At 72.1% G+C, this 20554-nt stretch carries 23 protein-coding genes; 19 read left to right on the forward strand and 4 right to left on the reverse strand.

Annotated elements, in window-relative coordinates:
• Positions 1-61 precede the first annotated feature (61 nt).
• From prmC to OG559_RS17275, 4 genes are all read left to right on the forward strand, one after another.
• Positions 62-1063, forward strand: a complete 1002-nt coding sequence (gene prmC / locus OG559_RS17260) for a peptide chain release factor N(5)-glutamine methyltransferase (RefSeq protein ID WP_405105029.1) — start codon at positions 62-64, stop codon at positions 1061-1063.
• Positions 1042-1704, forward strand: coding sequence for an L-threonylcarbamoyladenylate synthase (locus tag OG559_RS17265; protein ID WP_405105031.1), 663 nt, complete (start codon positions 1042-1044; stop codon positions 1702-1704). Before prmC ends, OG559_RS17265 begins: the two co-directional genes overlap by 22 nt.
• Positions 1705-2316 carry a phosphotyrosine protein phosphatase gene (locus tag OG559_RS17270; protein WP_405105033.1) on the forward strand — a complete coding sequence of 204 codons (612 nt, stop codon included), beginning with the start codon at positions 1705-1707 and terminating at the stop codon, positions 2314-2316.
• 194 nt (positions 2317-2510) lie between these two features.
• Positions 2511-4628, forward strand: coding sequence for a transglycosylase domain-containing protein (locus OG559_RS17275; protein WP_405105035.1), 2118 nt, complete (start codon positions 2511-2513; stop codon positions 4626-4628).
• A gap of 28 nt (positions 4629-4656) precedes the next feature.
• On the opposite strand, the gene OG559_RS17280 is transcribed toward OG559_RS17275, so the two are convergent.
• Positions 4657-6126: an SDR family oxidoreductase gene (locus OG559_RS17280; protein ID WP_405105037.1), complete on the reverse strand. Its 1470-nt coding sequence runs from the start codon at positions 6124-6126 to the stop codon at positions 4657-4659.
• A gap of 34 nt (positions 6127-6160) precedes the next feature.
• Here OG559_RS17280 and OG559_RS17285 point away from each other — a divergent pair, with 34 nt between their 5' ends.
• The 13 genes from OG559_RS17285 to OG559_RS17345 all read left to right on the forward strand — a co-directional run bounded on the left by OG559_RS17285 (position 6161) and on the right by OG559_RS17345 (position 16051).
• Positions 6161-6343, forward strand: a complete 183-nt coding sequence (locus OG559_RS17285) for a hypothetical protein (protein WP_405105039.1) — start codon at positions 6161-6163, stop codon at positions 6341-6343.
• Positions 6336-6767 (forward strand): hypothetical protein, encoded by a 432-nt coding sequence (locus OG559_RS17290; RefSeq protein ID WP_405105041.1) that lies wholly within the window; start codon positions 6336-6338, stop codon positions 6765-6767. Before OG559_RS17285 ends, OG559_RS17290 begins: the two co-directional genes overlap by 8 nt.
• A 182-nt stretch (positions 6768-6949) precedes the next feature.
• On the forward strand, positions 6950-7186 hold the full coding sequence (locus OG559_RS17295) for an AtpZ/AtpI family protein (protein ID WP_161685176.1): 237 nt from the start codon (positions 6950-6952) through the stop codon (positions 7184-7186).
• Between the two features lie 11 nt (positions 7187-7197).
• Entirely contained in the window at positions 7198-7995 is a 798-nt protein-coding gene (atpB, locus tag OG559_RS17300; protein ID WP_396670070.1) for a F0F1 ATP synthase subunit A, read from the forward strand.
• 67 nt (positions 7996-8062) lie between these two features.
• A complete protein-coding gene (locus tag OG559_RS17305) occupies positions 8063-8299 on the forward strand; it encodes an ATP synthase F0 subunit C (protein WP_117665579.1) in 237 nt (78 codons plus the stop codon).
• A 30-nt stretch (positions 8300-8329) separates the two neighbouring features.
• Positions 8330-8869, forward strand: coding sequence for a F0F1 ATP synthase subunit B (locus tag OG559_RS17310; RefSeq protein ID WP_350884437.1), 540 nt, complete (start codon positions 8330-8332; stop codon positions 8867-8869).
• Positions 8869-9690 (forward strand): F0F1 ATP synthase subunit delta, encoded by an 822-nt coding sequence (locus OG559_RS17315; protein ID WP_396670068.1) that lies wholly within the window; start codon positions 8869-8871, stop codon positions 9688-9690. Before OG559_RS17310 ends, OG559_RS17315 begins: the two co-directional genes overlap by 1 nt.
• 104 nt (positions 9691-9794) lie before the next feature.
• Positions 9795-11435: a F0F1 ATP synthase subunit alpha gene (atpA, locus tag OG559_RS17320; protein ID WP_405105044.1), complete on the forward strand. Its 1641-nt coding sequence runs from the start codon at positions 9795-9797 to the stop codon at positions 11433-11435.
• 9 nt (positions 11436-11444) lie between these two features.
• Complete coding sequence (locus OG559_RS17325; protein ID WP_405105046.1) at positions 11445-12374, forward strand: F0F1 ATP synthase subunit gamma; 930 nt, start codon at positions 11445-11447, stop codon at positions 12372-12374.
• Positions 12374-13825 (forward strand): F0F1 ATP synthase subunit beta, encoded by a 1452-nt coding sequence (gene atpD / locus OG559_RS17330; protein ID WP_405105048.1) that lies wholly within the window; start codon positions 12374-12376, stop codon positions 13823-13825. Before OG559_RS17325 ends, atpD begins: the two co-directional genes overlap by 1 nt.
• A gap of 220 nt (positions 13826-14045) precedes the next feature.
• Positions 14046-15185 carry an LCP family protein gene (locus tag OG559_RS17335; protein ID WP_405105050.1) on the forward strand — a complete coding sequence of 380 codons (1140 nt, stop codon included), beginning with the start codon at positions 14046-14048 and terminating at the stop codon, positions 15183-15185.
• 113 nt (positions 15186-15298) lie between these two features.
• On the forward strand, positions 15299-15583 hold the full coding sequence (locus tag OG559_RS17340; RefSeq protein ID WP_350884447.1) for a F0F1 ATP synthase subunit epsilon: 285 nt from the start codon (positions 15299-15301) through the stop codon (positions 15581-15583).
• 12 nt (positions 15584-15595) lie between these two features.
• Positions 15596-16051 (forward strand): DUF2550 domain-containing protein, encoded by a 456-nt coding sequence (locus tag OG559_RS17345; protein WP_396670062.1) that lies wholly within the window; start codon positions 15596-15598, stop codon positions 16049-16051.
• 155 nt (positions 16052-16206) lie between these two features.
• Here OG559_RS17345 and OG559_RS17350 read toward each other — a convergent pair whose 3' ends face one another.
• Positions 16207-16626, reverse strand: a complete 420-nt coding sequence (locus OG559_RS17350; RefSeq protein WP_405116737.1) for a VOC family protein — start codon at positions 16624-16626, stop codon at positions 16207-16209.
• Positions 16623-17195 (reverse strand): cob(I)yrinic acid a,c-diamide adenosyltransferase, encoded by a 573-nt coding sequence (locus OG559_RS17355; protein ID WP_350884451.1) that lies wholly within the window; start codon positions 17193-17195, stop codon positions 16623-16625. The genes OG559_RS17350 and OG559_RS17355 overlap by 4 nt, the downstream gene beginning before the upstream one ends.
• Here OG559_RS17355 and murA point away from each other — a divergent pair.
• On the forward strand, positions 17194-18630 hold the full coding sequence (gene murA / locus OG559_RS17360; protein ID WP_405105053.1) for a UDP-N-acetylglucosamine 1-carboxyvinyltransferase: 1437 nt from the start codon (positions 17194-17196) through the stop codon (positions 18628-18630). The genes OG559_RS17355 and murA overlap by 2 nt on opposite strands.
• 186 nt (positions 18631-18816) lie before the next feature.
• Positions 18817-19665, forward strand: a complete 849-nt coding sequence (locus OG559_RS17365; RefSeq protein ID WP_396670059.1) for a 3-hydroxyacyl-CoA dehydrogenase family protein — start codon at positions 18817-18819, stop codon at positions 19663-19665.
• A 40-nt stretch (positions 19666-19705) separates the two neighbouring features.
• On the opposite strand, the gene OG559_RS17370 is transcribed toward OG559_RS17365, so the two are convergent.
• A complete protein-coding gene (locus OG559_RS17370) occupies positions 19706-20515 on the reverse strand; it encodes an alpha/beta hydrolase (protein ID WP_405105055.1) in 810 nt (269 codons plus the stop codon).
• Positions 20516-20554 lie beyond the last annotated feature (39 nt).

Consider the following 20554-nt stretch of genomic DNA (forward strand, 5'->3'; position numbering starts at 1 on the left):
TGTCGGTGTGCGCCGACGCACCAGCTCGTGGCGCGCTCCGGCGACGCTTCATGATTATGTCGTGACCTCCCTTCCGCAACACCCGTCCGAAGGGTCAGAACGGCTTCGGCCCTCGGTGGCGGTTGCCCGCGCCGCGCGGACCCTCGCCGCGGCCGGCGTCGAGGCGTCCCGCGCCGAGGCCGAGCTGCTCGCCGCGCACGTGCTGGGCGTACCCCGGGGGCGGCTGGCGCTGGCCGACGGCCTCACCGCCGGCCAGCTCGACCGGTACGACGCCCTGGTCGCCCGGCGGGCGACCAGGGAGCCGTTGCAGCACCTCACCGGCAGCGCCGGCTTCCGGCACCTGGAGCTGGCGGTCGGGCCGGGCGTCTTCGTGCCCCGGCCGGAGACGGAACTGCTCGCCGGCTGGGGCGTCGACCGGGCCCGGCTGCGGCCCGGGGCGGGCGAGACGGCCGGGGTGGGTGGCGGGCCGCTGGTGGTCGACCTGTGCAGCGGGTCGGGCGCGATCGCCCTCGCGGTCGCCCAGGAGGCGCCCGCCGCCCGGGTGGTGGCGGTGGAACGGTCGCCGGCCGCGCTGGCCTGGCTGCGCCGCAACGCCGCCGACCGGGCCGCCGCCGGGGACCGGCCGATCGAGGTGGTAGCCGCCGACGTCACCGACCCGGAGCTGCTGGCCGGGCTGACCGGGCGGGTGGACGTGCTGCTGTGCAACCCGCCGTACGTGCCGCGCGCGGTGCTCGTTGCGCCCGAGGTGGCGGCGCACGACCCGGACGAGGCGGTCTTCGGCGGGGCGGACGGGCTGGACGTGATCCGGCCGGTGCTCGCCCGGGCCGCCGAGCTGCTGCGCCCCGGCGGGGTGCTCGGGGTCGAGCACGACGACACGCACGGCGCGGTGCTGCCGGCGCTGCTCGCCGCCGACGGCCGGTACGAGGCGGTCGAGGAGCACCGGGACCTGGCCGGACGGCCCCGGTTCGCCACCGCCCGCCGCCGCCGGGAGTCCGTGCCCGTGGCACCTGGTCACGCCGAGGACACCGACGGGCCCCGGGCGTGGCAGACTGGCTCCTCGTGATGCTCTACGACTGCCGGTCGCCCGCCGACCGGGACCGCGGCATCGCCGCTGCCATCGAGGCTGTCAAGAACGGCGAGCTGGTCGTCCTGCCGACGGACACGGTCTACGGGATCGGCGCCGACGCCTTCACGCCGTATGCCGTCAAGGCCCTCTCGGACGCCAAGGGCGGCACCCGGCAGACGTCGTCGGTGCTGATCGGCTCCCGGCACACCCTCGACGGGCTGGTCTTCACGCTGCCCCCGGCGGCCCGCGACCTGGTCGAGGCGTTCTGGCCGGGCGCGCTGACCATCGTGGTGGAGCACTCGCCGAGCCTGTCGTGGGACCTGGGCGACGGCGGCACGGTCGCCGTGCGGATGCCGCTGCACCCGGTGGCCCTGGAGGTGCTGCGGGAGACCGGCCCGATGGCGGTGGCGTCGGCCAACAAGCTCGGCCAGCCGGCGACGGTCACCGCCGAGGAGGCCCGTGAGCAGCTCGGCTACGCCGTCCGGGCGTATCTGGAGGCCGGGCCCTGCCCGGACCCGGTGCCGAGCACCATCGTCGACCTCACCGGCGAGGTGCCCCGGGTGCTGCGCGCCGGGGCGATCCCGTTCGAGAAGCTGCGGGACGTCGTGCCCGACATCGTTGAGAGCCGGGTGGGCTGAGTGCCGCCGTTCACCGTCCTGCACGTCTGCATGGGCAACATCTGCCGCTCGCCGATGGCGGAGCGGCTGCTGGCGCTGGCCGTCCGCGAGCGGCTGACCCGGCGCGGCGTCGACCCGACCGGCGCGGACGGGCTGCTGCACAGCCACAGCGCCGGCACCGGCGGCTGGCACGCGGGGGAGGAGATGAACCCGCCGGCCGCCCGGCAGGTGCTCTCCCGGGGCGGCGACGTGGACGGCTTCGCCGCCCGCAAGCTGCGCTCCGACCAGATCGACGCCGCCGACCTGGTCCTCACCGCCACCGCCGACCAGCAGGAGTACGTGGTGGCGCTGCGCCCCGACGCCGCCGCCCGCACCTTCGTGCTCGGCGAGTTCGGCCGGCTGCTGGCGGCGGTGGACGCCGCCGCCCTGCCGGCCGCCGAGTCCGTCCCCGACGCGGTGTACGCGCGCGGGGTGGCCCTGGTCGCCGCCGCGCACGCAGCCCGGCAGGGCACGTCCCCGCTGCGCACCGACGACCTCGACGACCCGTGGGGGCGGGGCGACCAGTGCTTCAGCCGGGTGGCCGACGAGATCGAGGAGACCGTCCACCCGCTGGCCGTCGCCCTGTTGCCCTGACGCCCGCCCCGCCGACCGCCCACCCGCCACCCGCCCGCCGTCCGACCTGGCCGGGCCGGGCGTCCCGCGCGTCCTGCGGCGCGTCGCGTGCTTTTCTCGCGAAACTTGTCCCCCTTTGGGGAAAACCGGGGGTGCCTGATGGCTTCCGGGTCATTCTGAACGGGTTCGCACGCTGGCTCCTGCGGGGAGAGCTGATGATCCGGGTCCGCCGTCTCGACAAGCTGATGACCATCGTGATCGCCGGGGTGCTCGCCGGGCTGGCACTGGCCGTGGCGGCCCTGCCGGCCGCCCTGGTCTTCGGGTTCGGCGTGCGGGGGCTCACCGAGCCCTGGTCCGAGCTGCCCGAGTCGCTGCGCACGCCGCCCACGGCCCAGCGTTCCAACCTCTACGCCAACGACGGCACCACCCTGATCACCTCGTTCTACACCGAGGACCGGGCGGACGTGCCGCTGGGCGAGGTGGCGCCGGTGATGCGCCAGGCCATCGTCGCCGCCGAGGACGTCCGCTTCCACCAGCACCGGGGCGTCGACGCGCGGGGCGTGGTCCGGGCGTTCACCGCCAACCAGCGCGACGGCACCCGGCAGGGCGCTTCCACGCTGACCATGCAGTACGTGCGCAACGTGCTGGCCAGCGACCCGGCGCTCACCGAGGAGGAGCGGGCCAAGGCCACCGAGATCACCGTTGCCCGCAAGCTCAAGGAGATGCGGTACGCCCTGGCGCTGGAACAAGAGCTGAGCAAGGAGCAGATCCTCGCCGGCTACCTCAACATCGCCTACTTCGGCGCTGGGGCGTACGGGGTGGGCGCCGCCAGCAAGCGGTACTTCTCGAAGCCGCCGGCGAAGCTCACCCTGGCCGAGGCGGCCCTGCTAGCCGGGCTGGTCCGCTCGCCGAACACCGACGACCCGATCAACGGCGACGCCGACGCGGCGCTGCTGCGCCGGGCGTACGTGCTGGACCGGCTGGTCGAGACCGGCCAGGTCGCGCCCGACGTGGCCGCGGCGGCGCAGGCCGAGCCGTTGACGCTGAAGACCAGCACGACGCCGAACGACTGCGCGGCCGTCCCGAAGGGGCACGAGGACTGGGGATTCTTCTGCGACTGGTTCACCCGTTGGTGGAGCGAGCAGCCGGCCTTCGGCGCCACGGTCGACGAGCGGCAGCGCACCCTGCGCCGGGGCGGCTTCCGGATCGTCGCCTCGTTCGACCCGGCCGTGCAGCGGACCGCCACCGAGCAGGTGCGGAAGGTGTACGACGTCGACGACCGCCGAGCCGCGCCGACCGCGGTGGTGCAGCCGGGCACCGGGCAGGTCCTCGCCCTGGCGGTGAACCGGAACTACGGCGTGGCCGAGAACCCGCCGGGCTGGAAGAACCGCCCGAACACGGTCAACCAGCTCGTCGCCGGTGGCGGGGCGATCACCGGCTACCAGGCCGGCTCGACGTTCAAGATCTTCGCCGTGCTCGCCGCGCTGGAGGCCGGCCTGCCGTTGGACACCGGGTTCGACTCCCCGTCCCGCATCGTCACCCGGTTCCCGGTCTCCGGCGGCTCCGCCGAATGCGACGGCCGGTGGTGCCCGGTCAACGCCGACCCCGTCGGGATGAACGGCCACCGCACCATGTGGGACGCCTTCGGCCGCTCGGTGAACACCTACTTCGCCTGGCTGACCGAGCGGGTGGGCGCGGACCGGGTGGTGGAGATGGCCGAGCGGCTCGGCATCCAGTTCCGCGCCGAGTCCGACGCCCGGATGGCCCGGTACGGCGCGCGGGAGTGGGGGCCGTTCACCCTGGGGGTCACCGCCACCACCCCGCTCGACCTGGCCGGTGCGTACGCCGCGGTGGCCGCGGAGGGCAGGTGGTGCGCGCCCACGCCGGTGCTGTCGATCACCGACGGCGGTGGCCGGGCAGCCGCCGCCGGTCGCCCGGACTGCCGGCAGGTGCTCGACGTCGACGTGGCCCGGGGCGCGGCGGACGCCGCCCGCTGCCCGGTCGGAGACCAGTCGATGTACGGCCGCTGCGCCGGCGGCACCGCCGCCGACCTGCGCTCCCGGCTCGGCCGGCCGGTGGCGGGCAAGACCGGCAGCTCGGACGGGAACGGGACGGAGACCGTCGTGGCCTTCACCCCGCAGCTCGCCGTCGCCTCGATCGCGGCGAACCCCGACGACCCGCGCGACGCGGTCGGCAAGGCGGTCCAGGCCCGCCTGGTCGACGTCGTCGGCAGGATCCTGTACGACACCCTCCGGGACGAGCCGGTCCGCGACTTCGTGCCGCCCGGCGAGTCGGTCGCCTTCCGCGTCACGGGCGCCCGCACCGGCGATTGACCTCAGGGTCGACGTGGGTTGACGTGGGTCAGTCAGGGGCGGGGTGTTCGGCGTTGCGGGCGATGTTGCGGGCCATGCCGCCGAAGACGATCGCGTGGAACGGGAAGACCGAGCCCCAGTAGGCGTGACCGGCCAGGCCATGCGGGAGGAAGACCGCGCGCTGGACGTAGCGGCTCGCGTCGGCCTCGCCGGGCTCGACGCGCATCTCCAGCCAGGCCCGGCCGGGCAGCCGCATCTCGGCGCGCAGCCGCAGCAACTGGCCCGGGACGATCTCCTCGACCCGCCAGAAGTCCAGTGCCTCACCGACCTGGAGGCGGTGCGGGTCACGCCGGCCCCGGCGCAGCCCCACCCCACCGATCAGCCGGTCCAGCCACCCGCGCACCGACCAGGCCAGCGGGAACGAGTACCAGCCGTGCTCCCCACCGACCCCCTCGATCACCCGCCACAGCGCGTCCGCCGGGGCGGCCACGGCCCGTTCCCGCTCGTCGGTGTAGACGGTGCCGCCGGACCACGCCGGGTCGCTGGGCAGCGGCTCGGCCGGGGCGTCCGGCCCGCTCGCGGTGGACCAGCGGGTCTCCACCTCGGCGTCGCGGACCTTCGCCAGCGCCAGCGCGACGGCCTCGTCGAAGCGGGTCAGCCCGCCCGGCGGGTCGGGGACGTACCGGGCGATGTCGTGCTCGTGGGCGACCGCCTCCTGCACCAGGCTCTCCACCAGCGGCCGGGCGATGGCGTTCGGCACCGGGGTGATCAGCCCGACCCAGTGCGAGGAGAGCGCCGGGGTCAGCGGCCTCACCGGGACGATGATCCGCCGGGGCAGCCCGGCCACCCGGGCGTAGCGCCGCATCATGTCCTGGAAGGTGAGCACGTCCGGGCCGCCGATGTCGAAGGCCCGGTTCACCTCCGGCGGCAGCGCGACGCAGCCCGTCAGGTAGCGCAGCACGTCCCGGACGGCGATCGGCTGGATCCGGTTGCGCACCCAGCGCGGGGTGACCATCACGGGCAGCCGCTCGGTGAGGTGGCGCAGCATCTCGAACGAGGCCGAGCCGGACCCGATGATCACCGCCGCCCGGAGCGCGGCCGTCGGCACACCGCTGGCCAGTAGGATCCGCGCCACCTCCGCCCGGGACCGCAGGTGCGGCGACGAGACCTCGCCGTCGGCGTTCGGCTCCGGCCCACCGAGGTAGACGATCCGGCGTACGCCCGCGGCGCGGGCCGCGGCGGCGAAGTTGGCCGCGGCCTCCCGGTCGGCCGCCTCGAAGCCGGCCTGACCGAGTGAGTGCACCAGGTAGTACGCGACGTCCACGCCCGCGAACGCGGCCGGCAGAGTTTCCGGTCCGCGCAGGTCGCCCTCGGCGATCTCGGCCCGCGACGCCCACGGCACGTCGCGCAGCCGGGCGGCCTTGCGGGCCAGGCAGCGCACCTGGTGCCCGTCCGCCAGCAGCCTGGGCGCGAGCCGCCCGCCGATGTACCCGGTCGCACCCGTGACGAGGCATCTCACAGCCACCAGTGTGCGGCCCATAGACTTCCTCGTTGTGAAGAACGCGACGAGCACCTTCTGGGGGCCGGACTTCGAGCAGCTCGGCGCCACCGATCCGGAGATCGCCCGCGCGGTGCGTACCGGCCCCGGCGTCCCCGGCGGTGCGGACACCCTCGCCCGGATCGCCGGCGGGGTCGCCGAGCTGGTCGCCGCCTTCCCGGCGTACCACCGTGGCTGAGCGCGGGGTGGACGCGGCGCACGTGGCCGACGACCGTGGCTGGCGGCTGCGCCACCTGCCGTTGCTGCTGGTCGTCTCCGCCGTGGTGGCGGCCCTCGGCGCGGTGGCCGGCGGCGTCCTCGGCGGCGCCGACGCGGCGCTCGGCGTGGCCGCCGGGATGGCCGTCACGGTGGCCAGCTACACCCTAACCACGGTGGTGCTGGCCTGGGCGGACGCGCGGAACCCGCAGCTCGTGCTGCCGTTCGGGCTCGGCCTCTACGCCGCCAAGTTCACCCTCCTGGGTGGCGTGATGCTGGCGGTCGCGTCGACCGGGTGGGCCGGGCTGCTCCCGCTCTGCCTCGGCATCGCCGTCGGCGTGGCGGCCTGGACCGGCGCGCACATCTGGTGGATCAGCACGGTCCACATGCGCCGGACCAGGGCCTGACCTCGTCGGCGTCCCACTCATCGACACGACGCGCGAATGTGTCCGATGCCGGTCATTCTCTGGGTGGCGGAAGGGGAGTAGCGTGCCCCCAGACGAACTGCCCGCCCGAGGCCCACACAACGACAGTTGTGCGGGGGGTGAGGCACAGCCTCGTTTTCCCGACTGATATCGTTCGCCCCGTCATGGCTGGTGACCAAACCCCCCAACCCACCGGCGGCCCGGACGACATTCCGACCGGCGCCGGCCAGGGTTGGACCGCGCTCTCGTACCTCATCGGGGGCATGCTCGTCTGGGGTTTCATCGGCTGGCTGGTCGACCAGTGGCTCGACACCGGCGGCATCGCCACCGGGATCGGCGTCGTGCTCGGCATGGCCGGGGGGATCATCCTGGTCATCCGCCGGCTCGGCACGCCTACTTAGGAAGGGACGCGGTGTTCGGACAGGCGAACGTCCTGGCACAGGGCGAGGCAGCATTCCCACCCAGCGTGGACGATTTCTACCTGCCCAGCATCCTCCCCTGGGGTGCGCACGACTCGTACTGGTTCACCAAGATCACGGCCATGGTCTGGGTCGCCGTCGGCATCCTGATCATCTTCTTCCTGGTCACGTACCGGAAGCCGCAGCTCGTGCCGACGAAGAAGCAGTGGTTCGCCGAGTCGATCTACGGCTTCGTGCGGAACAACATCGCCGTCGACATGATCGGGCACGCGGGGGTGCGGTTCGCGCCGTACTTCACGTCGCTCTTCTGCTTCGTCCTGCTGACGAACTTCTTCGCGATCCTGCCGTTCTTCCAGATCTCGCCGAACTCGCACATCGCGTTCCCGGCCGTCCTGGCCCTGATCAGCTACGTGATGTTCAACTACATCGGCATCCGCAAGCACGGCTTCGCGAAGTACTTCAAGAACTCCCTGATCCCGCCGGCACCGTGGTACATCCTGCCGCTGCTGATCCCGATCGAGCTCTTCTCGACCTTCCTGGTCCGGCCGTTCTCGCTGGCCGTCCGTCTCTTCGCGAACATGTTCGCCGGCCACATGCTCCTGCTGGTCTTCACGCTCGGCGGCTTCGCGATGCTGAGCGCCAACGCCTGGCTGGCCCCGGTCTCGGTGCTGTCCTGGGTGATGACCATCGCGCTCACCTTCCTCGAGTTCCTGGTGATCTGCCTCCAGGCCTACGTCTTCACGGTGCTCAGCGCCAGCTACGTACAGGGCGCGCTCGCCGACGAGCACTGATCCACCTCGCACCACCCGTTGTCGTTCCGCGTGACCGTCACGCGTGATAACCAGGAGGAACCCACTAATGGACATCTACGCCGCGGTAGAGGGCAGCACCGCCGCCATCGGCTACGGTCTCGCGGCCATCGGCCCGGGTATCGGTGTCGGCCTGGTCTTCGCCGCCTACATCCAGTCGACCGCCCGTCAGCCGGAGTCGTCCAAGATGACCCTGCCGTACGTCTGGATCGGCTTCGCCGTCATCGAGGCGCTCGCGCTGCTGGGCATCGCGTTCGGCTTCATCTGGCAGGGCACGCTCTCCTAATCCCGCCCCCCTTCGACCGGGAGGTCTTCCATGTTCTTCCTCGCCGCTGAGGGTGGTGAGTCGACGCACAACCCGATCATCCCGATCTGGCAGGAGATCGTGGTTGGGTCCGTCGCCTTCGCCGTGCTCTGCTTCGTGCTGATGAAGTTCGTCTTCCCCCGCATGGAGCAGACGTTCCAGGCCCGGGTGGACGCGATCGAGGGCGGTATCAAGCGCGCCGAGGCCGCCCAGGCCGAGGCCAACCAGCTCCTCGAGCAGTACCGCGCGCAGCTCGCCGAGGCGCGTAACGACGCCGCCCGGATCCGGGACGACGCCCGGGCCGACGCCGAGGGCATCCGCCAGGACATCCTCGCCAAGGCGCGGGAGGAATCCGACCGGATCATCGCGGCCGGCAAGGAGCAGCTCGCCGCCGAGCGGGCCACCATCGTGCGCGAGCTGCGCACGGAGGTCGGCACGATCGCGGTCGACCTGGCCAGCAAGATCGTCGGCGAGTCGCTGGCCGACGAGGCCCGCCGCAAGGGCACCGTCGACCGGTTCCTCAGCGGCCTCGAAAGCACGGGGGCCCGCTGATGCAGGCCGCCAGCCGGGAGTCGTACCGGGCCGCGACCGAGCGCCTGGCGGCGTACGCGCGGGGCGCGGAGCCGTCGGCGGTGGCCGCCACCGCCGACGACCTGCTCTCCGTCGCCGGCCTGCTGCGGCGCGAGCCGCGGCTGCGCCGGGCGCTGTCCGACCCGGCCCGGCCGGGCGCGGACCGCGCCGGGCTGCTCGGCGACATGCTCCGGGGGAAGGTCGGCGCGGGCGCGCTCGACCTGCTCACCGGGCTGGCGTCCGGCCGGTGGTCGGCGCCGTCGGAACTGCTCGACGGCACCGAGCGACTGGGTGTGGAGGCGCTGCTGGCCAGCGCCGACGCGTCCGGCGAGCTGGGCGAGGTCGAGGACGAGCTGTTCCGCTTCGGTCAGGTGGTCGCCGGCCAGCCCGCGCTCTCCGGCGCGCTGTCCGACCCGGTCGCCCCGGTCGAGCGGCGGGCCGCGCTGGCCCGCGAGCTGCTGGCCGGCAAGGCCAGCCCGATCACCGTCCGCCTCGTCGAGGTGGCGCTGGGCGGGTTCGGCGGGCGGTCCTTCACCGGTTCGGTCACCCGGCTGGTCGAGCTCACCGCCGACCGGCGGGACCGGCAGGTCGCGTACGTGACCGTGGCGGCCCCGTTGAGTGACGAGGACGAGCGCCGGCTCGGTGCCCGCCTCTCCGCGATGTACGGTCGAGAGGTTTCCGTCAAGCAGACGGTGGACCCCACGATCCTCGGTGGCGTCAGCGTCCGGGTCGGCTCCGACCTGTACGACGGCACCGTCCTGCGCCGCCTCAACGAGACCCGCAACGCGCTCGCCAAGCGCTGACCGGCGCCCGCTGGCACACCCCGCGAAGCGCCCGGATTGACAGACGCCATTCGGACCGGTCGGTACTAGGTATCCCGGGCCCCTGAAATTTAAGGAAGCAGAGGATGGCCGAGCTGACCATCTCGACGGAGGAGATCCGCGGCGCCTTGGAGCGCTACGTCTCCTCCTATTCGCCCGACGTCTCCCGCGAGGAGGTCGGCACCGTCGCCGACACCGGTGACGGCATCGCCCACGTCGAGGGCCTGCCCTCGACCATGACCAACGAGCTCCTGGAGTTCGAGGACGGCACGCTCGGCGTGGCCCTGAACCTCGACGTCCGGGAGATCGGTGTCGTCGTCCTCGGCGACTCCGCGAAGCTCGAAGAGGGCCAGCGCGTCAAGCGCACCGGCCGGGTGCTCTCCGTGCCGGTCGGCGACGCCTTCCTCGGCCGTGTGGTCAACGCGCTCGGCCAGCCGATCGACGGCCTCGGCGACATCGCCAACGAGGGCTTCCGCGAGCTGGAGCTCCAGGCCCCGAACGTGATGTCCCGGCAGTCCGTCGACGAGCCGCTGCAGACCGGTATCAAGGCGATCGACGCCATGACCCCGATCGGCCGGGGCCAGCGGCAGCTGATCATCGGTGACCGCAAGACCGGCAAGACCACGGTCGCGCTGGACACCATCCTCAACCAGCGGGACAACTGGCGCTCCGGCGACCCGAAGAAGCAGGTCCGCTGCATCTACGTCGCCATCGGCCAGAAGGCATCCACGGTCGCCTCGATCAAGGGCATCCTGGAGGAGGCGGGCGCGCTGGAGTACACCACCATCGTCGCCTCCCCGGCGTCCGACCCGGCCGGCTTCAAGTACCTGGCCCCGTACACCGGCTCGTCCATCGGGCAGCACTGGATGTACGGCGGCAAGCACGTCCTGATCGTCTTCGACGACCTGAGCAAGCAGGCCGAGGCGTACCGGGCCGTGTCGCTGCTGCTGCGCCGCCCGCCGGGCCGCGAGGCGTACCCGGGTGACGTCTTCTACCTGCACTCCCGGCTGCTGGAGCGCTGCGCGAAGCTCTCCGACGCGCTGGGCGGCGGCTCGATGACCGGTCTGCCGATCATCGAGACGAAGGCCAACGACATCTCGGCCTTCATCCCGACCAACGTCATCTCCATCACCGACGGCCAGATCTTCCTGGAGACGGACCTGTTCAACCAGGGCGTCCGCCCGGCCATCAACGTCGGCACCTCGGTCTCCCGGGTCGGTGGCGCCGCGCAGGTGAAGCCGATGCGCAAGGTCGCCGGTTCGCTGCGGCTCAACCTGGCCCAGTTCCGTGAGCTGGAGGCGTTCGCCGCCTTCGCCTCCGACCTGGACAAGACCTCCCGGGCCCAGTTGGATCGCGGTTCCCGCCTGGTCGAGCTGCTCAAGCAGCCCAACTACTCGCCGTACCCGGTGCAGGAGCAGGTCGTCACGGTCTGGGCCGGCACCGAGGGTAAGCTGGACGACATCCCGGTCGGCGAGGTCCGCCGCTTCGAGTCGGAGTTCCTCCAGTACCTGCGGCACAAGCACGAGGGCACCCTCGCGGCGATCGCCGACAACACGTGGAACGACGAGGTGATCTCCACCCTCGACCAGGCCATCGTGAGCTTCAAGCAGACGTTCCTGGGCAAGGAGGACGAGGCCCGGATCAACGAGGCCCCGGCCGCCCCGCTGGAGGGCGAGCAGAACCGCGAGACGGTGACCCGCTACCGCGGCAACGCCGAGAAGCAGTAGGGCTGACTCATGGCGGCCCAGGTACGCGTTCTTCGTCAACGGATCCGGTCGGCGAAGGGGATGAAGAAGATCACCAAGGCGATGGAGCTCGTGGCGACGAGCCGGATCGCCAAGGCCCAGGCCCGGGTGCAGGCGTCCCTGCCGTACGCCCAGGCCATCACCGGCGTGCTCACCGCGCTGGCGTCCAACGCCCGGATCGACCACCCGCTGCTCACTGCGCGTGAGCAGGTGCGGCGGGCGGGCGTCCTGCTGGTGACCAGCGACCGGGGCCTGGCCGGCGGTTACAGCTCCAACGCGATCAAGACGGCGCAGTCGCTGATCGCCCGGCTGCGCGCCGAGGGCAAGGAGCCCGTGCTCTACGTCATCGGCCGCAAGGGCGTCGCGTTCTACCGGTTCCGGGACTGGCCGATCGCGGCGAACTGGACGGGCTTCTCGGAGCAGCCGACGTTCGCCGACGCCCGCGAGGTGGGTGAGACGCTGATCAAGGCGTTCACCGCCGGCGCGGACGACACCGACGGCGACGCCGGGGCGGACGGGGTGCTGGGGGTCGACGAGTTGCACATCGTCTACACCGAGTTCCACTCCCTGATGACCCAGAACCCGGTCGCGAAGATCATCGGCCCGATGCAGGTCGAGGACCGGCCGAGGTCGGAGGGCCTGCTCCCGGCGTACGAGTTCGAGCCGGAGGCGGAGGTGCTGCTCGACGCGCTGCTGCCGAAGTACATCAACACGCGGATCTACGCGGCGTTGTTGGAGTCGGCGGCGAGCGAGTCGGCGGCCCGGCGGCGGGCGATGAAGAGCGCCACCGACAACGCCGAAGAGATGATCGAGAAGTACACGCGTGAGATGAACTCGGCCCGCCAGGCCGGGATCACCCAGGAGATCAGCGAGATCGTCGGCGGCGCTAACGCGCTCGCCGCGTCGGGAAGTGAAGTGTGATGACTGTATCCGCAGTTGCTGGTGGACCAGCTGAGACCAGGACGGCCACGGGTCGCGTGGTCCGGGTCATCGGCCCGGTCGTCGACGCCGAGTTCCCGCGCGACGCCATGCCGGCCCTGTTCAACGCCCTGCACGTCACCGTGACGCTCTCCGGCGGTGAGAAGACGCTGACCCTGGAGGTCGCCCAGCACCTGGGTGACAACCTGGTCCGCGCGATCTCGATGCAGCCGACCGACGGCCTGGTCCGCGGTGCCGAGGTGCGCAACACCGGCTCGCCGATCAGCGTGCCGGTGGGCGACGCGGTCAAGGGCCACGTGTTCAACGCGATCGGCGAGTGCCTCAACCTCACCGAGGGCGAGACGCTCGACGCGGACGACCGGTGGGGCATCCACCGCAAGGCCCCGGCCTTCGCGGACCTGGAGCCGAAGACCGAGATGCTGGAGACCGGCATCAAGGTCATCGACCTGCTCGCCCCGTACGTCAAGGGCGGCAAGATCGGCCTGTTCGGCGGCGCGGGCGTGGGCAAGACGGTGCTCATCCAGGAAATGATCACCCGGGTTGCCCGGAACTTCGGTGGCACGTCGGTCTTCGCCGGCGTGGGTGAGCGCACCCGTGAGGGCAACGACCTCATCGCCGAGATGACCGAGTCCGGCGTCATCGACAAGACCGCGCTGGTCTTCGGCCAGATGGACGAGCCGCCGGGCACCCGGCTGCGGGTCGCCCTCTCCGCGCTGACCATGGCGGAGTACTTCCGGGACGTGAAGAAGCAGGAGGTGCTGCTCTTCATCGACAACATCTTCCGCTTCACCCAGGCCGGCTCCGAGGTCTCCACCCTGCTCGGCCGCATGCCGAGCGCCGTGGGTTACCAGCCGACCCTGGCCGACGAGATGGGCGAGCTCCAGGAGCGGATCACCTCCGTCCGGGGCCAGGCCATCACCTCGTTGCAGGCGATCTACGTGCCGGCGGACGACTACACCGACCCCGCCCCGGCCACCACGTTCGCCCACCTCGACGCGACCACCAACCTGGAGCGGTCGATCTCCGACAAGGGCATCTACCCGGCCGTGGACCCGCTGGCGTCCTCGTCCCGGATCCTCGCCCCGGAGTTCGTCGGCGCCGAGCACTTCGCGGTCGCCACCGAGGTGAAGCGGATCCTGCAGAAGTACAAGGACCTGCAGGACATCATCGCCATCCTCGGCATCGAGGAGCTCTCCGAGGAAGACAAGATCACCGTGCAGCGCGCGCGGCGGATCGAGCGCTTCCTGTCGCAGAACACCTACGCCGCCGAGCAGTTCACCGGCGTGCCGGGTTCGACGGTCCCGATCGCCGAGACCATCGAGGCGTTCAAGAAGATCAGCGAGGGCGAGTACGACCACTTCCCCGAGCAGGCCTTCTTCATGTGCGGTGGTCTGCAGGACCTGGAGCAGAAGGCCGCGGAGCTGACGAAGTAGACGGTCGTCACACCGTCGAGGACCGCCCCGGTAGCCACCGGGGCGGTCCTCGCTCGTCTACAGGCCCTATGATCTCCGCTGTCCGGTTGCCGAGCCGGTGGTTGCGTCGTGGGCGGGGTACCGTCGATCTACGCTCGTCCCCCGGCGAGTGACAAATACTGCAACCTTTCGGCTGCGTGCGCCCGTCTCCTCTTCGTGGGCGTGACGAACGGAGAATCTCGTGGGTAAGGCCGGTAAGGGCGGCGGGAAGAAGCCGTCGGTGTGGTCTGGCGTGCCGAAGTGGGCGCGGGTGTGCACGGTGTTCGGCGCCGTGCTCATGCTGCTCAGCGGCGCGGTGCTGGTGGGCTACGAGGCGCTGGTGTCCCGGTACGAGGGCGCGGTCGGCAAGGGCGACCTGTTCGGCGACCAGGCCGCGGGCGCCCAGGAGCGCAAGAGCGACATCAAGGGCCCGCTTAACATCCTGCTGGTGGGCATCGACCCGCGCGATCCGGAGACCCCGCCGCTGGCGGACTCGGTCATGGTGCTGCACGTGTCGACCGAGCTGGACCGGGCGTACCTCTTCTCGCTGCCCCGCGACCTGCGGGTCGAGATCCCGAAGTTCAGCAAGGCGGAGTTCCACGGCGGCACCGACAAGCTTAACGCCGCGATGTCGTACGGCAGCCGGGTGCCTGGGCAGAACCCCGACGCCGCCCGCGGCTTCGAGTTGCTGGCCACGACCGTGCAGCAGGTGACCGGGATCGAGCGCTTCGACGGCGGCGCGATCATCAACTTCACCGGCTTCCAGAAGATCGTCGACGCGATGGGCGGCGTCGACATGTACATCGAGCGCGAGGTGCGCTCCGAGCACCGCGAGCCGAGCGGGGTGCACCGCAAGGGCAATCCCTACGGCGATGGCTACATCGGCCCTCAGGCGGTCTACAAGAAGGGCAACCAGCACCTCAACGGCTGGCAGGCGCTGGACTACGTCCGGCAGCGGTACCCGAAGAACGGCGTCCCGGACGCCGACTACGGCCGGCAGCGGCACCAGCAGCAGTTCATCAAGGCGATGGTCAACCAGGCGTTCAGCGCCGACGTGGTGACCAACCCGATCAAGCTGGACAAGGTGATCCGGGCCGCCGGGCAGTCGCTGATCTTCAACGGCCGGGGCAGCAGCGTGATCGACTTCGCGATCGCCCTCAAGTCCACGCGCGCCGACAACGTCGAGCTGATCAAGCTGCCGGGGGAGAACATCGGCACCGGGTCGGCGTACCGGGGGGAGCGGCTGCTGCCCGAGGCCGAGGACTTCTTCACCGCCCTGGAGAAGGAGCAACTGGACGCGTTCCTGCTGGAGCATCCGGACTTCCGCAACAAGACGAAGTAGCGCCCGCTGGCGCGGTCCGGGCGCGGGTGGCGCAGCTTACGCCACCCGCGTTCGGCGTCTGCGGGGGGCGCGACTAGACTTTCGGCAATCCGCCGCCGCAGCAAGGAGACAGCGTGGCAAAGCAGCTTCACGTCGAGCTCGTAGCCGTCGAGGAGAAGGTCTGGTCCGGCGAGGCCGAGATGGTCGTCGCCCGGACGACCGAGGGTGAGTTGGGTGTGCTGCCGGGGCACGCGCCCCTGCTGGGCCAGCTCGCCGAGCCCGGCCAGGTCCGGATCAAGCTGGCCGGCGGCGAGCAGGTCTCGTACGAGGTGGCCGGTGGCTTCCTCTCCGTGAGCAGCGAGGGTGTCACCGTTCTCGCCGAGAGCGCCACCCCGGTCTCCGCCTCGCAGAGCCGCTGAGCCGACCCCTCGATGGAGATCGTGGAGGGGATCGGGATCGGCTTCGCCGCCGTGATCGCCGCTCTGCTGATCCTCTTCGTCCGACGGGCGCTGGTCACCCGCACCGGCGGGATCATCCGGCTCAGCGTCCGGGTCTCCACGATGCTCGACGGCCGGGGCTGGTCGCCCGGTTTCGGCCGGTTCGCGGGCGATGAACTCCGGTGGTACCGGATGTTCTCCTTCGCCCTGCGCCCCAAGCTGGCGCTGTCCCGCAAGACCCTGGTGGTGGAGCGCCGGCGGCTGCCCGAGGGGCAGGAGCGCCTCTCCATGCCCGCCGACTGGGTGATCCTGCGGTGCACCAGTCAGCACGCCCCGGTGGAGATCGCCATGGCCCGGTCCACCGTCACCGGCTTCCTCTCCTGGATCGAGGCCGCCGCACCAGGGGCGGCCTCGCCCCGCCTGGCGTCCCAGGACTGGCCCGCCGCCTAACCCCCCGCCCGCCCTGCCCGCCCCGCCCCCGCCCCCAGTCCTCGGCGATCTTGCACTTAGGGCCCGGGCGTAACGGACAAAGGGCGCGCTTCCGGGGCCGCAACTGCAAGATCGCGGGGGGCCCGAGGGGGGCCCGAGGGGTGCCCCGTGCGGGGTCAGTTGGTGGAAGCGGTCAGTTCGATCTCGTAGCCCTGGATGTTCGTGAGGTAGGCCGCGTAGGTGTCCGGGCCCCCGGCGTGCGGGTGGCGGTCCGGGAAGAGCAGCGTCCAGCCGTGGGCCGGCGCGGCCGCGACCAGCCGGTCCACGGCGGCCGGCGGGCCGGCGTGGAAGGCCAGGTGGTTCAGGCCCGGGGCGAGCCGGTCGTGGTTTCGCCCGGACAGCGCGGGGGACTCCTCCAGCACGAGGTACGTCGGGCCGAGCCGCCAGGACCGGCCCGCCGGCCACTCCTGGAACGGCGTCCAGCCCAGCTCGCCCAGCAGCCAGCCCCAGCCGTGGACCGCGCCGGCCAGGTCGGGCACCCAGACCTCGACGTGGTGCAGGGCCCCGACCGGGGTGCGGTCGGTGTCGACGCTCAGCGCTTACCGCCCGGCACCCACAGCACGTCTCCTGCCGGATTTGCCGCTCTTGACAGGATAAAGAGCAGATCGGAGAGCCGGTTGAGATACTTTGCCGGGAGGATGCTGGTCCGGTCGGGGTCCTGCGCGACCAGCGCCCATGCCGCACGCTCGGCCCGCCGGGCGATCGTCCGTGCCACGTGCAGCAGCGCCGCTCCCGCGGTGCCGCCGGGGAGGATGAAGGAGTCGAGCTTGCTCAGGCGTGCGTTGTACTCGTCGCACCATCCCTCGAGACGGTCCACGTACTCCTCGGTGACCCGCAGCGGCGGGTACTCCGGGTCCGGCTCCACCGGGGTGGACAGGTCGGCGCCGACGTCGAACATGTCGTTCTGGATCGACCCCAGCACCGCCCGCAGCTCGTCGTCGAGCTGCCCCAGCGCGATCGCGACGCCGATCGCGGCGTTGCACTCGTCGACGTCCGCGTACGCGGCGATCCGCGGATCGGTCTTCGGCACCTGCTCGTTGTTGCTCAGCCTGGTCATGCCGGCATCGCCGGCCCTGGTGTAGATGCGCGTGAGGTGGACGGCCATGACGCACAGCCTACGGATACCCGACCTGACCATCCCCGCTCGGCCGACCCCGACCCGGCCGGCCGGGGTCGGCCCCGGCGACGCCGGGGACCCGGCGGTCAACGACGTCGACGTCATCCGGGTCTCCGGAAACGCCCGGCTCGCCGGGACGGTGCACGTCGTCGGGGCGAAGAACTCGGCCCTCAAGCTGATGGCCGCCGCGCTGCTGGTCCCCGGGCGCAGCGTCATCACGAACGTCCCCCGGATCACCGACATCGCCATCATGGGCGAGGTGCTGCGCCGGCTGGGGTGCGGCGTCCGGTTCGACGCGGACGACCCCGTCGACCCGATGGTGGCCCGGGGCGGGGTGGCCCGGTCCCGGTCGGTCACCATCGACGTGCCGGACCGGCCCGGCGCGGAGGCCGACTACGACCTGGTCCGCCGGCTGCGCGCGTCGATCTGCGTGCTCGGCCCGCTGCTGGCCCGCCGGGGGTACGTCCGGGTGGCCCACCCCGGCGGGGACGCCATCGGCTCCCGGGGGCTGGACATGCACATCGCCGGGCTGACCCGGATGGGTGCGGACATCTCCGGCGAGCACGGCTTCGTCATTGCCGCCGCCCCGGACGGCCTGCACGGCGCGGACATCGTGCTCGACTTCCCCAGCGTCGGGGCCACCGAGAATCTGGTGATGGCCGCCGTGCTGGCCCGGGGCACGACGGTGATCGACAACGCGGCCCGGGAACCGGAGATCGTCGACATCTGCTCGATGCTGATCCGGATGGGTGCCCGGATCGAGGGGGAGGGCACCTCCACCCTGCACATCGATGGGGTGCCGGAGCTGCGGCCGGTGCGGCACGCGACCGTCGGCGACCGGATCGTCGCCGGGACCTGGGCGTTCGCCGCCGCGATGACCCGGGGGGACGTCACCGTGACGGGGATCGACCCGGGCTTCCTGGAGGTCGCGCTGGACAAGCTGATCTGCGCCGGCGGCCTGGTGGAGACCCGCGGCGACGCCTTCCGGGTACGGGTCGACGAGCGCCCCCGGGCGGTGGACGTGGTCACCCTGCCCTACCCGGGCTTCGCCACCGACCTGCTGCCGATGGCGATCGGGCTCGCCGCGGTCAGCGACGGCGCGTCCCTGATCACCGAGAACATCTTCGACGGCCGGTTCATGTTCGCCAACGAGATGATGCGGCTCGGCGCGGACATCAAGACCGACGGCCACCACGCCGTGGTCCGCGGCCGGGACCGGCTCTCCGGGGCCCCTGTCCGGGCCACCGACATCCGGGCCGGCGCCGGGCTGATCATCGCCGGGCTCTGCGCCGACGGGGTCACCGAGGTCTCCCACGTGCACCACGTCGACCGCGGCTACCCGGACTTCGTCTCCGACCTGCGGGCGTTGGGCGTGGAGGTCGAGCGCGGCAGCGTGCCGGAAGAGCCGGCGCTGGAGATCTGACCGCAGTACGGCGGACCTGCCGCCGCGCTACCCCTGCCCGCCACCGCACTGCCCGACCACCGCGCTGGCCGGCATTCCGCTGCTCGGGCTTCTCGGTGGTCGGGCTTCCCGATGACCGGCTTAGCCTTCGTTCAGCATCGCCGACTAGGGTGCGGACAGACACTCAATCAGGCGAGGGAGAAGCAGATGGCGGGTCGACTCGCGGTCGTCGGGGCCGGGCTGATGGGCTCGGGCATCGCCCAGGTGGCGGCGCAGGCGGGCTGGCAGGTGACGCTGCGGGACCTGGACGACGCGGCCACCGGGCGTGGGCTGGCCGGCATCCGGAAGTCGCTGGAGAAGTTCGCCGAGAAGGGCAAGATCGAGGCCGTCGAGGTCGAGGCGACACTGGGCCGGATCACCCCGACCACCGACCTGGAGGCGGTCGCCGACGCGGACATCGTCGTCGAGGCGGTGTTCGAGCGGCTGGAGATCAAGCACGAGGTCTTCCGGGCGCTCGACAAGATCTGCAAGGCCGACGCGGTGCTCGCCACCAACACCTCGGCCATCCCGGTCACCCAGATCGCCGCCGTGACCGAGCGCCCGGAGGCGGTCGTCGGCACGCACTTCTTCTCCCCGGTGCCGATGATGAAGCTCTGCGAGCTGGTGCGGGGCTACAAGACCAGCGACGAGACCCTGGCCACCGTGAAGGCGTTCGCCGAGGAGATCGGCAAGACCGTCGTCGTGGTGAACCGGGACATCGCCGGGTTCGTCACCACCCGGCTGATCGCCGCCCTGGTCGTCGAGGCGGTCAAGCTGGTCGAGTCCGGCGTGGTGTCGGCCGAGGACCTGGACACGGCCTGCAAGCTCGGCTTCGGCCACGCGATGGGCCCGCTGGCCACCACCGACCTGACCGGCGTGGACGTGCTGCTGCACGCCTCGAAGAACATCTACACCGACACCGCCGACGAGAAGTTCTTCCCGCCGGAGCTGCTCCAGCGCATGGTCACCGCCGGCGACCTGGGCCGCAAGACCGGCAAGGGCTTCTACACGTACTGACGCCGCACCGACCCCTGACCCGTTCCCGCTCGGGGCCGGGTCAGGGGCGCGGCGGCGTGAGGGCGTCGGCCAGGAACGAGAAGGCCGCCGGGACGACCGTGCCCCAGTAGACGAAGTTGTGCCGGCCGTCGGCGTACTCGGCGCGGGCCGGGGGTTCGGGCAGGGCGCGGGCCAGCGCCCGCACGTCGCGCAGCAGGCCGTCCTGCCGGCCGCACCAGAGCCCGACCGGCGTGCCGCGCAGCCGCGCCACGTCGGTGAAGACCGCGTCCCCGGGGCCTACGGCGGGGGAGAACGCGGCCACCGCCCGCAGCCAGCCGGGGAAGGTCTCGGCGAGCAGCAGCGATCCGAAGCCGCCCATCGACCAGCCCCACGCGGCCACCCGGCTGGTGTCGAAGCCGCGCTCGCCGCACCAGGCCGGCAACTCCTCGCGCACCATCCGCTGCGGGTCGTCAGCTCCGGAGCGCCGCCAGGAGAGCCGGCCGCCGGTCGCCCCGGCGAGCACGAACGGCGGAGCGCCCCGGCGCACCGCGTCGGTGAGGAACCGGGCGAGCCCGAAGCGCGCGTAGTCGCGCGGGGTGGACGAAGCGCCGTGCAGCACCAGGCAGACCGGCAGCCCTCGCCCGTCGCCGTGCCCGGCCGGCACGGCTGTCCAGAAGTCGACGGCACGACCCCGGGCCGCCGACTGCCGCCGGATCAGCCGCTCGTCGCCGGCCGGGGCGTCGGGCAGCGCCGGTGCCGGCCCCGGTCGCGGGCGGGTCAGCTTCCGCGCCGTCGCGCCGCCGGCCACGGCCAGCGCCGCCGTGGCTGCCCCGGCCAGGAGCAGCCGTCGCCGCGTCGGTCCCGCCACCACCGGCCCAGTCTGCCAGCCCCGGCCTCGGCCCGCCGCCCC

The organism is Micromonospora sp. NBC_01405 (assembly GCF_045040155.1).
Classification (GTDB): domain Bacteria; phylum Actinomycetota; class Actinomycetes; order Mycobacteriales; family Micromonosporaceae; genus Micromonospora.